Below are 15,978 nucleotides of genomic sequence, written 5' to 3'. Positions count from 1 at the left end.
ATCCAATTGTGCTCAGCAACCAACTGAGCAGTTGAGTTTCAACCGTGCATCGACGCGTTCTTGACTACATGGCTTTCTGAGTTGCCGCGTCGCGTAGCCAGTGAGGGCGGGTCGTGGCCGCGGCGAAGTGGAAACCTTGCAGGCAATCAACGCCTATTCTTACAAGCGTTTCGGCGTCTTCTTTGTTCTCGACGAACTCCGCAACGGTGAGCATGTCAAAGTGGCGGGCAATAGATACCAGGGCCGATGTCATGGCCTGATTATCCGGGTCGTTTGCGATGCCGCGGATAAACTGCCCGTCGATCTTTAAGATATCGAAGAAAAAATCCTTGAAGTAGCGCAATGCCGTATAGCCTGCGCCAAAATCGTCCATGGCAAAGCAGATGCCTTCGATTTGCAAACGGTCCATGAAATCAACGACAAGTTCCGGGACCATCATCGCGGAGCTCTCGGTGATTTCGAGAATCAGCCTTTCGGCAATAAGGTCATTGCGGGTCAGCCAGCGGTCTAACGTTCGGTTCCATTGCTGGTAGCCAATCGACCGCGCCGACATATTGATGGAGAGCCGTAGGCCCGGATTGTCATTTAATGCGCGCAAACCAAGACCGAGGGCAAGCGTATCCAACTGACGGCCAAGTTCGGAATTTTCGATGGTGTCCATGAAGTCAGACGCCGGAATAACCCGGCCAGTGTAATCCAAAACGCGGATCAACCCTTCGTAAAATGCGACTTTGCCTTGCGCGCGGGCCTGCATGACTGGCTGGAAAGCAAGCAGAACCTGCTTGTTCTTGATCGCCTCGGCCACCATGTCGATCGTGTTCTGATCCCGTTTCGATACTGCAAAGCTCAGCGGGCTTTCGGCGCCGGGTGGTACGTCTGCCAGTATTTTCTTTCTGTGTCCGGGCATCGTCTTCCTCAAACTGATCTGCTTTTGACACCTTGCAGCCTAAAACGCTAAACCCGGGTTAATATTCTCATTTTGTTCTAATTTAATATATGCTTTAATGCATTGAAAAATATGGTAAACAAAAGAGAAACATGAAAACGCGCTGCGAATGGGCCGGGCCCGAAAAAATCTATCTGGAGTACCACGATACGGATTGGGGGGTGCCCGAGTATGACAGTCGCGCACTCTGGGAGAAGCTGGTTCTTGATGGTTTTCAAGCGGGCTTGAGTTGGCTCACGATTTTGAAAAAACGGGAGAATTTCAGGACGGCATTTGCCGGATTCCAACCAGACATCGTGGCCGGATGGGGAGCGGATGAGGTTACACATTTGCTGGCCGATAGAGGGATCATTCGGCACCGAGGAAAAATCGAGGCGACGATTTCAAATGCGCGCGTGTGGCAGAAAATCGAGGCGCGCGAGGGCTTCGATACATTTTTATGGAATTATGTTGGCGGCAAGCCGCTTCAAAACAGGTGGGAATCTCCTGATGACGTGCCTGCATTTACTCCGCTGTCCACGCAGATTTCAAAGGATCTTAAGAAAGAGGGCTTTCGTTTCTGTGGCCCCACAATTGTCTATGCCTTCATGCAGGCTGTCGGGATGGTTAACGATCATTTGGTGAGCTGCCATCGACATGCCGAAGTTGCAGAATTGGCGCGCACAAAGAGCCGTTGACTCTGTCCCGAACACGCGTATAAGCGCGGCTTCATTGGTGTTGGTGGCTCCCGCAAGGGACAGCCTGTCAGGTGCAAGCCAGAGGACAACGCCCTTCACGCCCTCCGGGGTCACATAGAAGGAGATCAGCCGTGACAAAACGCACGTCTGCCAAGTACAAAATCGACCGCCGCATGGGCGAAAACATCTGGGGCCGTCCAAAATCCCCGGTGAATCGCCGCGAATATGGCCCCGGCCAGCACGGTCAGCGCCGCAAGGGCAAACTTTCCGATTTCGGTATCCAGTTGCGCGCCAAGCAGAAGCTCAAAGGCTACTATGGTGACCTGACCGAGAAACAATTCCGCCGCATCTACGCCGAAGCCGAACGCGTCAAGGGTGATACCGGTGAAAACCTGATTGGTCTGCTGGAGCGTCGTCTGGACGCCGTTGTCTACCGCGCGAAATTCGTGGCGACCGTCTTTGCGGCCCGTCAGTTCGTGAACCACGGCCATGTTAAAGTGAATGGCAAGAAGGTCAACATTCCTTCCTACCGGGTTCAGGAAGGCGACGTGATCGAAGTGCGCGACCGCTCCAAACAACTGGCCGTGCTGCTCGAAGCGACACAATTGCCCGAGCGCGACGTGCCTGATTACGTCGAGGCGGACCATTCCAAAATGACGGCGAAATTCGTGCGTACACCTGCTCTGGGCGACGTGCCATACCCGGTCATGATGGAACCAAACCTCGTCGTGGAATTCTACGCGAAGAACTAAGGTTCCTCGCAATCATTGCTTTGGGGCCGCGCCGGATCATGCCAGCGCGGCCCTTTCTTGTTTATGGGGGGCGATATGACCAACTATCCAAACTACGGCCGCATTGACGGTCCCATTGTCATCATCGGGTTCGGATCTATCGGGCGCGGTACGTTGCCGCTGATTGAACGGCATTTCGACTATGACCCGGAGCAGTTGGTTGTCATCGAGCCCAATGAAAGCGTGGGTGACTTTCTGGACGCACGCGGCGTGCGTCACCAGCAGATCAAGATCACGCGCGACAATTACCGAGAGGTCCTTGGCGGACATTTCGCTGGTGGTCAGGGGTTCTGCGTGAACCTGAGCGTTGATACATCTTCGCTTGATCTCATGAAGTTTTGTCGTGAACTGGGCGTGCTCTACATTGATACGGTGGTCGAGCCCTGGGAAGGTTTCTACTTCGAGACCAGTGAGAATGCCGAGCGCACAAACTATGCGCTGCGCCAGAAGGTCCGCGATGAGAAAGCCGCCAATCCGGGCGGGACAACGGCAGTGTCCTGCTGCGGGGCCAATCCGGGCATGGTGAGCTGGTTCGTGAAAGAGGCGCTGCTGACACTGGCAAAAGACACCGGACGTGATGTTGAGGCGCCGACAAATCGGGCGGCGTGGGGGGCGCTGATGCAGTCACTGGGCGTCAAAGGCGTTCATATTGCGGAGCGGGATACGCAGGCCCGCCACGCACCGCGCCCGCGCGGCACCTTCGTGAACACATGGTCGGTCGAAGGGTTCATTTCCGAAGGTTTCCAACCCGCCGAACTGGGGTGGGGCACGCATGAGACATGGATGCCCGACAACGCCCACAGCTATGACACTGGCTGCCAGTCCGCAATCTGGCTGGAGCGTCCCGGCGCGATTACGCGCGTGCACACTTGGTGCCCGACGCCCGGGCCGCAGTTCGGCTTTCTGGTCACCCATAACGAAGCGGTGTCGATCTCGGATTATTATACCGTTGGTCCGGCGGAGGCACCGGAATTCCGCCCGACCTGCCACTACGCCTATCATCCGAGTGACGACGCGGTCCTGTCCCTGCATGAAATGTTCGGATCCGGCCGTCAGCAAACGGTGCATCACATCCTCGAAGAAGATGAGATTGTCGAGGGCGTCGACGAGTTGGGTGTGTTGCTTTACGGGCATGAGAAAAACGCGCTCTGGTACGGCTCGCGTCTGTCCAACGCCGAAACCAGAACGCTGGCCCCCTATCAAAATGCAACCGGTTTGCAGGTCACATCCGCGGTTCTTGCGGGCATGGTCTGGGCGCTGGAAAACCCAAACGCCGGGATTGTCGAGACCGACGAAATGGACCACGCCCGCTGTCTGGACGTGCAACGGCCCTATCTTGGCCCGGTGGAGGCGCATTACACCGACTGGACGCCGCTTCAGGACCGTTGGGAGCTTTTCCCCGAAGACATTGACGAAAGCGATCCGTGGCAATTCCGCAATGTTCTGGCCAGTTAAGACAACCGTGCAGATGACGGTGGCAGACCGCGCGGCACCTCGGTAAGGTCCGCCGGACAGGAGACGACCCGATGACCACATCCCTATGCCCGCAACCCGGTATCATGGATATCGCTCTCTATCAGGGCGGGGCGTCCAGTATCGACGGGCAGGCCGATCCGCTGAAACTCAGTTCCAACGAGAACCCCTTTGGTGCCAGCCCGAAAGCCATGTCAGCGGTTGCCGAGGCCGCCGCAGGTCTGCATCGCTATCCCACAACGGATCATGCGGAATTACGGTCAGCGATTGCCGATGTGCACGGGCTGGACCCAGACCGCATCATATGCGGTGTCGGATCGGACGAGATATTGACCCTGCTCGCGCTGGCATTCGCCGGGCCAGGAGACGAAGTGCTCTATCCGGAACATGGCTTTTCGATGTACAGGATTTTCGCCTTGTCTGCGGGGGCCACGCCGGTTGTTGCACCGGAGACAGAGCGGCGCGTGGATGTCGACAAAATCATCGAGAAGATCACCCCCGCAACTCGGCTAATCTACCTTGCCAACCCGGCCAACCCCACCGGGACTGCGCTGGACACGGGGGAAGTGACGCGGCTAGCTGATGCGGTTCCCGCAAATTGCCTGTTGGTGTTGGACGGTGCCTATGCGGAATTTTTTGAGGGCTACGATGGGGGTGCGACCCTTGTGGAGGCGCGCGAAAACGTGGTGATGACACGCACCTTTTCCAAACTCTACGGGCTGGGTGGTCTGCGGGTTGGCTGGGGCTATGCGGCACAACATGTGATCGACGTGCTGAACCGTGTGCGTGGGCCGTTCAACCTGTCGTCGGTGGCACTGGCCGGGGCGCAAGGGGCCGTACGCGACCGCGATTTCGTCGATACCTGTTTGCAGGAAAACTCAGAGCAACGGGTGCGCCTGACCGGCGGGCTGCGCCAGCTTGGGATAGCTTGTGACGAAAGCCAGGCCAATTTCGTGTTGGCGCGGTTTGCGAATGAGCCCGAAGCGCTTGCCGCTGATCAGCACTTCAAGGATGCGGGTATTCTGGTCCGCCTGGTGAAAGGCTATGGGTTCCCGGACGCCTTGCGTATTACGGTAGGGCGCGCGGAAGATGTCAGCTGTGTGCTGGAGGCATTGGCCTCCTTTAAGGGGGTGGAATGAGCGCCATCTACGACCGTGTTGCGCTGATCGGATTGGGATTGATCGCCTCGTCCATGTTCTGGGCGAGCAAGAGGAGATCATTAGCAGGCGAAGTCACGGGCTTTGCGCGCAGCGCCGAGACACGCGAAACCGCCCGCCGGATCGGTCTTTGTGACCGGGTCTGCGAAAGCGCGGCAGAGGCGGTAGAAGGAGCCGATCTGGTGGTGCTCTGTGTGCCAGTGGGTGCGATGGCGTCTGTCGCCGCCGAGATTGGGCCCTTTTTGAAACCGGGCGCGACGGTTACCGATGTGGGCTCCGTCAAACGAGACGTGATTGAAAATGTCTCCGTGCATTTGCCGGATAATGTGCATTTCATTCCGGGTCATCCTCTGGCGGGCACAGAGCACTCCGGTCCGGAATCAGGGTTTGCCGAGCTTTTTGACAATCGTTGGTGCCTGCTGGTGCCCGTTAACGGATCAGACAGGGACGCCGTGGCGCAATTGCGCGCGTTTTGGGAAGGGCTCGGCAGCAATGTCGAAGAAATGGACGCTGACCATCATGATCTGGTTCTGGCAGTCACCAGCCATGCGCCGCATTTGATTGCCTACACGATGGTTGGCGTGGCAGACGACCTGCGCCGCGTCACAGACAGTGAAGTCATCAAATATTCCGCTGCGGGTTTTCGTGATTTCACCCGGATTGCTGCGAGTGATCCAACCATGTGGCGGGACGTGTTTCTGACCAACAAGGACGCGACACTGGAAATTCTGGGGCGTTTCACCGAAGAGCTTTTTGCCCTGCAGCGTGCGATCCGAACCGGCGACGGGGATCACCTGCATGATTATTTCACCCGGACCCGTGCGATCCGTCGTGGGATCATCGAGGCAGGACAAGATACGGATGCACCGGATTTCGGTCGCGTGAAACAACCCAAATGAAGACCCTTGCGTTCCTTTTCACGTTTCTGGCCGGCGTCGCAGTTGCTGCGCCAGAGGCGGTCAAACGCCCTGTCGGGCGGCCGGGGTCCACAGCAAGCGGTTCGTTGCCGCTTGCCCTCGACGGGTCCGGCGCAATCGAAGCACCGGAGCGCGCGGCGGCAGCAAAGGCAGCACTACCAACTGGAATTGCGCCAAAAACCTCATTGCGCCCGAAAATGCGGACACGTGCGGTCAAGCGTCTGGCACGAAAACAAAGAAAGCTGCGCGCCAAGGGCGCGGTCTGCGGTGACCTTGATTTGCAAGGAGAAACCCTCGGTCCCAAGCCGGGCAGAATTTCCGGGTGCGGTGTGGCTCAGGCCGTGCGGGTCCGCTCGGTATCCGGCGTGAGCCTCAGCCAACGGTCAGTGATGGATTGCGACACCGCGCGCGCACTCAAATCCTGGGTGGACAACACGGCCAAACCCGCGCTTCAAAAAAATGGGGGCGGACTCAAGAGCCTGCGCGTTGCTGCACATTACGCATGCCGAACCCGGAATAACAAAAAAGGCGCGCGTATCTCAGAGCATGGAAAAGGGCGCGCGATTGATATTTCGGGTTTTCAGCTGCGGGATGGGTCCACGATTACGGTATTAAAGGGCTGGACCGCGCGTGAAACCAGCCAGGTCATGCGCAGGCTTCAACGTGGTGCCTGTGGCCCGTTCGGGACGGTGCTGGGTCCCAACGCCGACAGCCATCATCGTGATCACTTCCATTTTGACACTGCCCGATACCGCTCCGCGACCTATTGCCGCTAGCGCAATATGAAACGTGGCGCGGGACCGAGCGGCAAAAACCCGACAGAGATCAGCCCGTCGTTGAGTGCGAGCGTCAAATCCAGCGCCTCAGAGTTACCGCCAAGACCGGCGAGGGCGGAGAGCGCTTGTTCAAACTGCGGTCGCAGGGCGCGCGGCAAAACGCCCGCATTTTCGGCCAGAGCCAGCATGGCGCGCCAGTTGCGGGCTTGTACCTTGACAGTTCCGGTCGCAACGCCCTCCGGGTCGATATCGAGGGTCGCGGCAAACCGCAATTGCAGCGCGCCCCAGACCGCTTCAGCCTGGTTGATGATGATCTGGCGCGGCTGTGGACGAGAAACCTCCAACGCTGATATGTCCCAAACCCGGTCAAATGTGACCGAGAGTCTGGCGTTGAAACTGTCAAAACTGACCGGCCAATGCTGCGGGATGAAAAGGGCCGCGCGGGGAATCTCTCCCGGACGCAAAGCGTCAACGCGCAGATCGAGGGTGTATTTTTCAGGTATCTCTTCATCCTGATGTAAGACCATTTGCGATTTTCCGCCCGCCAGGAAATCACCGGCAAGGCTATCCAGAAGCCAGGCGTCTGAAGATGTTTTCATCTTTTCCAACGCCATCGCAGCCTTGGGTTTCAAAGAAACATCGACGCGCCCTTTTTGTACTAGGAGACGCGCGCGCCCTTCAGGGGTTGCCAACAAAATGGGATCGCCGGGCAGGACAATGCGAATATCGCCAGGAGCCCAGACAGGTGCCCGGAGTTCCAAAACTGAGGCGTCTAGAGCAACGCCGGTTGACGGATCGGCCAGCGTCAATTTCTTCAGAAAGAGATGCACATGGCTGGGAAATCCCTGAAAGCCAATCGCGGAGGTTTCTGCCTGCCAGCCATCGACCTGCCGTTGAGCGAGCCATTGATCGATACCTCGCACGGCCCCAAAGGTGGCGAAGGCCCACCAACCACTTACTGCCAAGGCTGCGAGCAAAACAAACCGGATAAGTCGCCACATTACACAGCCCTTTCCCTTTCCGCTGAATTGAGGTTTACGCAATGCAGTCAAGGAGAACCAGCAAGATGACAATGTGGGTGTTCGGATACGGCAGCCTCCTGTGGAATCCCGGTTTCGAAGTGGCAGAGCAGGTTGTAGCAACGCTGCCCGGCTATGCGCGGTCGTTCTGTATGTGGTCCATTCACCACCGTGGCACGGAAGAACATCCCGGATTGGTGCTGGCGCTGGACGAGGAACCGGCACATGCCTGCGAAGGTGTGGCGCTGGCGGTTGCATCGGGGCAGGAAGCCACGACACTCAGCTACCTGCGGGAGCGGGAGTTGATCTCATCCGCCTATCTTGAGCGTGAGCTTGACATTGATCTAACCGATGGGCGCAGGGTGCAGGCGCTGTGCTACGTGATCAACCCGGATCATGTGCAGTATTGTGGCGGAATGCCATTGGAACAGCAGGCACAGATCATTTCGACTGCCAAGGGTGGCATGGGCCCGAATACCGAATACCTCTACAACACCGCCGCGCATCTGACAGAGATTGGATTGCATGATCCTGATCTGGAATGGCTCAGCCAACGGGTCCGCCACCTGACCGCATAAATCCTTGGCGCTGGCGGCGCATTTCAGTGTAAGCTGCCGCAAGAGCAGAACAATAACGCGCAGGAGCAAGAGCGCATGGCATTGCCAGACCACGAGGTACGACCGGTTTTCTCGCAGCCGGTGCGGCAAATTTCGCTGATGCTGATTGTCCTTGCGCTGTCCGGGTTTGGCAGCTTTCTGGCGTTGCCGCGTGTACTGCCGGTTTTTGAGGCCAACCCCTACCTCAACGGCTTCATCATTTTTGTGTTCATCATCGGTGTGTTCGCCTGCTTCTATCAGGTCTTCCAACTGATTGGGTCGGTCCGTTGGATCGAACGCTTCGCCACCGATAGCCTAGACAGTAGCATCAAGGCACCACAATTGCTGGCCCCTCTGGCCTCCCTGCTGCGCTCGCGGGGGGCACGCATGCAGGTCAGCGCATCCTCTACCCGTTCCATCCTTGATTCCGTTGTGAACAGGATCGAGGAAGCGCGCGAGATTACGCGCTATATTGTCAGCATGCTGATTTTCCTAGGCCTTCTGGGAACCTTCTATGGGCTCGCGACAACAGTTCCGGCGATCGTGGAAACCATCAGCAGCCTCGCTCCGGAAGAGGGTGAGGGCGGTGTCGAGGTCTTCAACAGACTGATGAGCGGGCTGCAAACACAGCTTGGCGGCATGGGCGTTGCCTTTGCCTCTTCCTTGCTGGGACTTGCGGGATCACTGATCGTTGGTTTGCTTGAGCTTTTTGCCGGGCACGGACAGAACCGGTTCTATCGTGAGCTTGAAGAGTGGCTCAGTTCCATTACACGCGTGGGGTTTTCGTCAGGAGACGATGCAACCAGCGATCAGAGCATTCTGGCGGGGGTTGTGGACCATATGGCCGAGCAGATGGAAGTGCTCCAGCAGATGTTCATAGAGACGGACGTCAGCCGGGGTCAGGTCCAGGAGCGGCTGGATGCGCTGGCGACATCCATCGAGCGCATGACCGATCGGATGGATCGACCTGATCCGTCCGGGGCAGCGCTTGAACGGGTTGCGGCGGGGCAGGAGCGTCTCATAACAGTGTTGGAGAACCAGAGCCAAGGCGATGGCATTGATGCAGAGAGCCGCATGCGGCTCCGTTCAATCGACGTGCAGATGCTCCGTATTCTCGAAGAGATTTCCGCAGGTCGGCAGGAAAGCATGGCAGAATTGCGAATGGATATCTCCCGGTTGACCGATGCATTGAGCCCGCGACGCGCCCGTTCTGCCATGAAGTCAAAACCCGAAGGGAACTGACAATGGCCTTGTCACGACGTACCGGTGCCCGCTTCCAGGCCTCGATCTGGCCGGGTTTCGTTGACGCGATGACAGGGTTGCTGCTTGTCCTGATGTTCGTTCTGACCATTTTCATGGTTGTGCAATTTGTTCTGACGGAGCGGATCACCGGGCAGGAATCGGAATTAGATCAATTGGCGGGTGAGGTGGCCGCGCTGGCGCAGGCCTTGGGGTTGGAGCAACAGACCAACTCAAACCTTGAAAAACGCATTGGCGCGCTGGATGCGAATTTGAATGATGCGGAGGCCCGCATCGCTTCTTTGATCGCTACCCGCGATGCTCAGACAACGGCGCTTCTGGAGGCCCAAACACAAATTACCAGTTTCGAAGCACAGGTTGCGGCCCTGATCTCACAACGTGATTCAGCCCTTCGGGATGTTGCGTCACTGGAAGAGAGGCGCGATACGCTCGAAAGCACCCAGGCGGAATTGTTAAGCGAGCAGGAAGCGCTGAACCTTGCCTTGGCGACGGCACGTACGGAAATCGATGCTCAGGTCGAGGCAGCGCGGTTGGCGGCTGCGCGCCGCGAAGCCTTGGATGCGCTTGTTGCTGATCTGCGGTCACGCAATGCTCAGGTTGAGGGGCAGGTCGATGCGCTGTCTGCCGAGCTTGAATCGACTGCGCAGGCGTTAAGTGATGAAGAAGCTGCTCGATTGGCGGAAGCCGCCGCTGCCGAAGCGCTGCGGGACCGGCTGGCGGATGCGGACGCGGAGCTAACGGCCATGACGTTGGCCCTAGAGGCGCAGCGCAAAGAGGCTGAGGACACTCTGACATTGTTGGCTGCGGCGCGGGCTGCGGAAAATGATCTTGATGCGCAATTGGCAGCCGCATTGCTGCGCGCAGAAGGTCTGGCGGAAACGGTTGAAACCACGGCCGAAGAGGCGCGCGCTCTGCGCGAGGCTGAACGGGCGTTGGAGGCGCAACTGAGGGCTGCCGAAACCGAAGCCTTGGCCGATCAGGAAACAATTGAAAGCGCGCAAGCCACACAAGAGAATCTTGAAGCAGAGCAGAAGCGGTTGCGCGAGCAATTGGCACTGGCATTGGCAGCCAAGCTCGCGGCGCAAACCTTGGCGGAGGATACGACGACGGAAACGGAGCGTCGCGCAGCGCTGCTGGCCGAGGCGCAACGCGCCCTGGCGCAGGAGGAAACGATCAGTGCAGATGCGCAAAGACAAGCCGAGTTGCTGAACCAGCAAGTGGCCGCACTACGAACCCAACTGGGCGACCTACAAGCATTGCTGGACGACGCGGTGGCGCGGGATGCCGCCTCTCAGGTCCGCCTTCAATCTCTGGGGTCTGATCTGAATACCGCGCTGGCGCGGGTTGCCGCAGAAGAACGGCGCCGTGCCCAGCTTGAAGAAGCCGAGCGACTGAGACTGGAAGAGGAAGCCGCCCGTCTGGCGGAAGAGGCTGCGCGGCTGACTGAGGAAACCAAGGATCTCGCGCAATACAGATCAGAATTCTTCGGTCGGTTGAGAGATGTTTTGGGTCGGCAGGAGGGTGTGCGCATTGAGGGTGATCGGTTTGTGTTCTCTTCCGAAGTTCTGTTTGAGCCCGCCAGCGCCACGCTTTCTCTTGCCGGTCAGGATGAGGTGGCAAAAGTTGCGCGTATTTTGGCAAGTGTGGCGGGTGATATCCCACCGGAAATTGATTGGATCATCCGCGTCGATGGGCACACTGATGACTTGCCGCTATCGGGTTTTGGCCAATTTGCCGATAACTGGGAATTAAGCCAGGCGCGTGCGTTGTCGGTTGTGAAATATATGGTCAGCGCTTTGGGTATTCCGCCCAACCGGCTTGCCGCAAACGGATTTGGTGAGTTTCAGCCAGTTGCTTTAGGCGACAACGAAGAAGCGCGGGCTCAGAACAGACGGATCGAGCTTAAGTTTACCGAGAAATAGCCAGTATTTCACTGCCGAGTTACATCCAGCGCGAAAAAGTTTAACGGCGCAGACATTGGATATAAGGCAAAAAAACCCGCCCTGATGTTATTCAGGACGGGAAAATGCGTAACAAACTGTAGTGGCTTAGTCCGCTGTCAGCAGCGGTGGTTTGTCGCCTGACAGTCGCGGTTTGTCGGGGCCATCGATCTTGAGATCAATTTCTCCGCCTTTGATGCCGACTTTCACAATGCCGCCCTTGGCAAGCTTGCCAAACAGCAAATCCTCGGCAAGAGGCTTTTTGATATGCTCTTGAATGACGCGGCCAAGGGGACGCGCACCCATTTTGGAATCATATCCTTTGTCAGCCAACCATTCCGCAGCAGGTTTGGTAAGTTCGATGGTTACATTGCGATCCATCAACTGAGCTTCCAATTGCAGTACGAACTTTTCAACCACTTGCAAAATGACTTCCTTCGGCAGCGGTGCAAAGCTGATGACGGCATCCAGTCGGTTGCGGAATTCCGGCGTAAAGGTGCGTTCGATTGCGGCGGTATCCTCACCCTCGCGACGATCACGACCGAAACCGATTGCTTCCTTGGCCTGTTCTGCGGCACCGGCATTTGATGTCATGATCAATACGACATTACGGAAATCAACCGTACGTCCATTGTGATCGGTCAGTTTGCCATGATCCATGACCTGCAACAAAATATTGTAGACATCCGGATGCGCTTTTTCCATTTCGTCGAGCAAGAGCACGCAATGTGGGTGCTGATCGACGCCATCTGTCAGCATACCGCCCTGATCAAATCCGACATATCCCGGAGGTGCGCCAATCAGTCGGCTTACGGCGTGTTTCTCCATGTATTCGGACATGTCAAACCGCAACAGCTCGACCCCCAGAGTGTCCGCCAGTTGCTTGGCCACTTCGGTTTTCCCGACGCCAGTTGGCCCCGCAAAGAGATAGTTACCGATTGGTTTTTCTGGCTCACGCAAACCCGCACGTGCCAATTTGATGGCAGATGAGAGTGCCTCTATCGCCTTATCCTGTCCAAAGACCACACGCTTCAGAGAGCCCTCGAGATCCTTCAGGACCTCCGCGTCATCCTTGGACACGTTTTTCGGCGGAATGCGGGCAATCTTGGCAACCACATTCTCAATTTCCTTTGTGCCTATCGTTTTGCGGCGCTTGGCGGCAACCACCAAATGTTGCGCAGCGCCCGCTTCGTCGATCACGTCGATGGCTGAATCGGGGAGTTTGCGGTCATTGATATAGCGAGACGCCAACTCCACCGAGGATTTGATCGCATCTGCCGTATACTTGACCGAGTGATGATCCTCGAAATAGGGTTTCAACCCGCGCAGGATTTTCACCGCATCCTCGACAGAGGGTTCATTTACGTCGATTTTCTGGAACCGGCGGCTCAGCGCACGGTCCTTTTCAAAATGCTGGCGGAACTCCTTGTAGGTCGTGGAGCCCATTGTGCGAAGTTTGCCGCCCGCAAGCGCGGGTTTCAAAAGGTTTGACGCATCCATTGCGCCGCCGGATGTGGCACCCGCACCGATCACTGTGTGAATTTCGTCGATAAACAGAACTGCGTCGTCGTGTTGTTCCAGTTCCGCAACAACTGCTTTTAGACGTTCCTCGAAATCACCGCGATAGCGGGTGCCCGCCAAGAGCGCGCCCATATCAAGCGAATAGATCGTGGTATTTTCCAAAACCTCAGGTGTCTCGCCGCCAACGATTTTGCGTGCAAGCCCTTCTGCAATGGCAGTTTTGCCAACACCGGGATCGCCAACCAGCAGCGGGTTATTTTTGCGGCGACGGCACAGCACCTGAATGCATCGCTCGACTTCCGCATCGCGCCCGATGAGCGGATCGATATCGCCCTCGCGTGATTTGGCGTTCAAATCCACGCAGTATTTTTCGAGCGCACTTTCCTTTTTCTCCCCCTCGGTAACACCTTGGGTCTCCTCCTCACTCTCCGGCGCGCCGGACACGGGACGGGGTTCGCCGAAAGCGGGGTCTTTTGCGACGCCATGCGCAATGAAATTGACTGCGTCATAGCGCGTCATATCCTGATCCTGCAGGAAGTAGGCCGCGTTACTTTCCCTTTCGGCAAAGATCGCGACAAGCACGTTGGCGCCTGTCACCTCCGTGCGCCCGGACGATTGCACATGAATGGCCGCGCGCTGAATGACCCGCTGGAAGGCGGCGGTGGGCACCGCTTCTGAGCCGTCAACATCCGTCACCAGATTGCTGAGATCTTCGTCGACGAATTCCACAAGTGTCGCGCGCAAATCATCCACATCGACACTGCAGGCTTGCATCACCCGGGTCGCATCCGGCTCATCAATAAGGGCGAGCAATAGATGCTCCAAAGTTGCAAACTCATGGCGACGTGCATTGGCCAAGGCCAGCGCAGAATGAATTGCCTGTTCCAGTGTGGTCGAAAATGAAGGCACAATAAGCGCTCCTTCTGATCGGGGTCGGTGGCGGATCTGATTCAAGCAGATCCTTCAGCCAACCATGGCCTCATAGTGTTAGAGTTTGGTTGATCGCAGCCCCTCTTCAAGTTTTTTCTTTGATTTTGCGGTCACAATTTATGTGAAAGCGACATGAAAGGCTGCAATATAGGCGTTAGAAAGCGTCCTTGCGGGCACGGATTTCAGCGAAAACCTGAACATCGGTGGCATCTGGAAGACCCAGACGGTGGCGAATGTCAGGGTTAGAGGCACGCAGAAACGGATTTGTCGCCATTTCCTGTGCGAGGGTTGAAGGAACGGTCGGAATACCAGCGGCGCGGGCCGTCGCTATCTCCTTGCTTCTTGATATAAGTTCAGGATTATCGGGATCAATGGTTAACGCAAACTTAGCGTTGGACGCGGTGTATTCATGCCCTGAAAATATCTGTGTCTCTGGTGGCAAAGACATTAGCTTCGTCAGGCTATCCCACATTCGATCTGCGGTGCCCTCAAACAGCCGCCCACATCCAAGCGCCATCAGGCTGTCTGCGGTAAAGGCGGCATCCGCGCCGGGAACATAAAATGCGATGTGTCCGCGCGTATGGCCGGACACATCCAGCACCAAAACCGACTGATCGGCAAAGTCAAAGGTGTCGCCATCACCGACCCGCCGATTCAGAGGCGGTAACCGGTGAGCGTCTGCGCCAGCGCCCGTGACTTGCGCAGGGTGATCTTTGAGGACGCGCGCAAGCCCCTGTACGTGATCAGGATGATGATGGGTCAACCAGACTTCATCCAGTCGCCAGGCCCGTGCGCTGAGGGCATTCAGAATCGGCACCGCTTCCGGCACGTCCACCAAAGCTGTCCGGCCCGAGGCACTGTCGTGCACCAAGAAGGCGTAATTGTCCGACAGGCAGGGGACGGTCACGATCTCAATGGGCATGGTCATTTTCCTCATGGTTTGCGAAACTGCCATCAGAGTGACCGATACCGGGACGGGCTGCAATGCATCTGGACGTGCAGGACTTGCGCAACTTCTATTACCGCTCCGCCCTGGGCCGCGCCGCTCAGGCGAGCTTGCAATCGCGCATGCTTGAGATTTGGCCGGAAGCCAAGGGGCAAACGGTTGCGGGGTATGGATTTGCCGCACCGTTGCTGCGACCGTATCTGAAAGAGGCCCGCCGCGTGATCGCGCTGATGCCGGGGCCACAGGGTGTGATGCCCTGGCCCCCCGGGCTTCCGAATGTTTCCGTATTGACCGAAGAGACGCTCTGGCCCCTGGAAACCGGTCATGTGGACAAGCTGGTCGTTCTGCACGGGTTGGAGACCTCAGAACGCGCCTATGATCTCCTGGAAGAATGTTGGCGGGTGCTTGGGCCGGGGGGGCGCGCATTGTTTATCGTTCCCAACCGCGCGGGGCTCTGGGCGCGTCGGGACCGCACGCCTTTTGGTTTTGGGCGCCCTTATTCTCCGTCGCAACTGGAAACGCAGTTGCGCAAACATCAGTTTTTACCCGAATGGCATGCAGGCGCTCTTTATCAGGTGCCATCCTCCAAACGCATTTGGATGAAATCCGGACCGGCCTTTGAAAAGTTCGGAAGGCGGATGCCGACGATGATGGCCGGCGGCGCTTTCATGGTGGAGGCGACAAAACTTGTTTATCCACCCAAGGGAAAGGTTCAGAAGGCGCGCCGCCTCAGCCCGTCAGCGGTTCTGGAGCCGACCGCCAAGCCGATTTAACGGTTAAGGCCGGATGCGAGCATCTGCTCACTGACTGATATTTTGCTCGATTTTTGCGATTGGGAATCGGAATTTGGCCTCGCAAACGCGTCTTTTGTTAATTTTTCTTCGGGGCCAAACCGTCGCACCTTTGCCAAGCTGCTGAAAACATGAGAAAAGAGCATAATCCGCACTTCGCGATCTCATGTTGCGGGGTGTGATCCTCTCTGCTACATCACCGCTGATTTCGACGTCTTGAGTAAATTCAAGCCGCGCC

At 57.2% G+C, this 15,978-nt stretch carries 14 protein-coding genes; 10 read left to right on the top strand and 4 right to left on the bottom strand.

Annotated elements, in window-relative coordinates; all coding sequences use genetic code 11:
- Positions 1-64: 64 nt before the first annotated feature.
- Entirely contained in the window at positions 65-907 is an 843-nt protein-coding gene (locus ACOTTU_RS10620; RefSeq protein ID WP_298920627.1) for an EAL domain-containing protein, read from the bottom strand.
- A gap of 131 nt (positions 908-1,038) precedes the next feature.
- Between ACOTTU_RS10620 and ACOTTU_RS10615 the strand changes: the two genes are divergently transcribed.
- The 6 genes from ACOTTU_RS10615 to ACOTTU_RS10590 all read left to right on the top strand — a co-directional run bounded on the left by ACOTTU_RS10615 (position 1,039) and on the right by ACOTTU_RS10590 (position 6,737).
- Positions 1,039-1,623, top strand: coding sequence for a DNA-3-methyladenine glycosylase I (locus ACOTTU_RS10615; protein WP_425657900.1), 585 nt, complete (start codon positions 1,039-1,041; stop codon positions 1,621-1,623).
- Between the two features lie 131 nt (positions 1,624-1,754).
- Positions 1,755-2,375 (top strand): 30S ribosomal protein S4, encoded by a 621-nt coding sequence (gene rpsD, locus ACOTTU_RS10610; RefSeq protein ID WP_298920631.1) that lies wholly within the window; start codon positions 1,755-1,757, stop codon positions 2,373-2,375.
- A 75-nt stretch (positions 2,376-2,450) separates the two neighbouring features.
- Positions 2,451-3,869, top strand: coding sequence for a homospermidine synthase (locus tag ACOTTU_RS10605; RefSeq protein WP_425657898.1), 1,419 nt, complete (start codon positions 2,451-2,453; stop codon positions 3,867-3,869).
- Between the two features lie 71 nt (positions 3,870-3,940).
- A complete protein-coding gene (hisC, locus tag ACOTTU_RS10600; protein ID WP_425657896.1) occupies positions 3,941-5,026 on the top strand; it encodes a histidinol-phosphate transaminase in 1,086 nt (361 codons plus the stop codon).
- Positions 5,023-5,943 (top strand): prephenate/arogenate dehydrogenase family protein, encoded by a 921-nt coding sequence (locus ACOTTU_RS10595; protein WP_425657895.1) that lies wholly within the window; start codon positions 5,023-5,025, stop codon positions 5,941-5,943. The genes hisC and ACOTTU_RS10595 overlap by 4 nt, the downstream gene beginning before the upstream one ends.
- A complete protein-coding gene (locus ACOTTU_RS10590; protein ID WP_425657893.1) occupies positions 5,940-6,737 on the top strand; it encodes an extensin family protein in 798 nt (265 codons plus the stop codon). The genes ACOTTU_RS10595 and ACOTTU_RS10590 overlap by 4 nt, the downstream gene beginning before the upstream one ends.
- Here ACOTTU_RS10590 and ACOTTU_RS10585 read toward each other — a convergent pair.
- Positions 6,734-7,738, bottom strand: coding sequence for a DUF2125 domain-containing protein (locus ACOTTU_RS10585; RefSeq protein WP_425657891.1), 1,005 nt, complete (start codon positions 7,736-7,738; stop codon positions 6,734-6,736). The genes ACOTTU_RS10590 and ACOTTU_RS10585 overlap by 4 nt on opposite strands.
- Before the next feature lie 65 nt (positions 7,739-7,803).
- Between ACOTTU_RS10585 and ACOTTU_RS10580 the strand changes: the two genes are divergently transcribed.
- The 3 genes from ACOTTU_RS10580 (at position 7,804) to ACOTTU_RS10570 (ending at position 11,534) form a co-directional block, all read left to right on the top strand.
- On the top strand, positions 7,804-8,334 hold the full coding sequence (locus ACOTTU_RS10580) for a gamma-glutamylcyclotransferase (protein ID WP_298920644.1): 531 nt from the start codon (positions 7,804-7,806) through the stop codon (positions 8,332-8,334).
- A gap of 75 nt (positions 8,335-8,409) precedes the next feature.
- Positions 8,410-9,594: a biopolymer transporter ExbB gene (locus ACOTTU_RS10575; RefSeq protein WP_298920646.1), complete on the top strand. Its 1,185-nt coding sequence runs from the start codon at positions 8,410-8,412 to the stop codon at positions 9,592-9,594.
- Positions 9,595-9,596: 2 nt separating this feature from the next.
- Entirely contained in the window at positions 9,597-11,534 is a 1,938-nt protein-coding gene (locus ACOTTU_RS10570; protein WP_425657889.1) for a peptidoglycan -binding protein, read from the top strand.
- 126 nt (positions 11,535-11,660) lie between these two features.
- On the opposite strand, the gene clpA is transcribed toward ACOTTU_RS10570, so the two are convergent.
- On the bottom strand, positions 11,661-13,982 hold the full coding sequence (gene clpA / locus ACOTTU_RS10565; RefSeq protein ID WP_425657887.1) for an ATP-dependent Clp protease ATP-binding subunit ClpA: 2,322 nt from the start codon (positions 13,980-13,982) through the stop codon (positions 11,661-11,663).
- A gap of 175 nt (positions 13,983-14,157) precedes the next feature.
- Positions 14,158-14,925: a hydroxyacylglutathione hydrolase gene (gene gloB, locus ACOTTU_RS10560; protein WP_425658350.1), complete on the bottom strand. Its 768-nt coding sequence runs from the start codon at positions 14,923-14,925 to the stop codon at positions 14,158-14,160.
- Between the two features lie 62 nt (positions 14,926-14,987).
- Here gloB and ACOTTU_RS10555 point away from each other — a divergent pair, with 62 nt between their 5' ends.
- Positions 14,988-15,722, top strand: coding sequence for a methyltransferase domain-containing protein (locus ACOTTU_RS10555; RefSeq protein ID WP_425657885.1), 735 nt, complete (start codon positions 14,988-14,990; stop codon positions 15,720-15,722).
- The last annotated feature ends 256 nt before the right edge of the window (positions 15,723-15,978 follow it).

This window comes from Roseobacter sp. EG26 (assembly GCF_049830555.1).
GTDB lineage: Bacteria > Pseudomonadota > Alphaproteobacteria > Rhodobacterales > Rhodobacteraceae > Roseobacter.
This window is presented reverse-complemented; position numbering and strand designations above follow the sequence as displayed.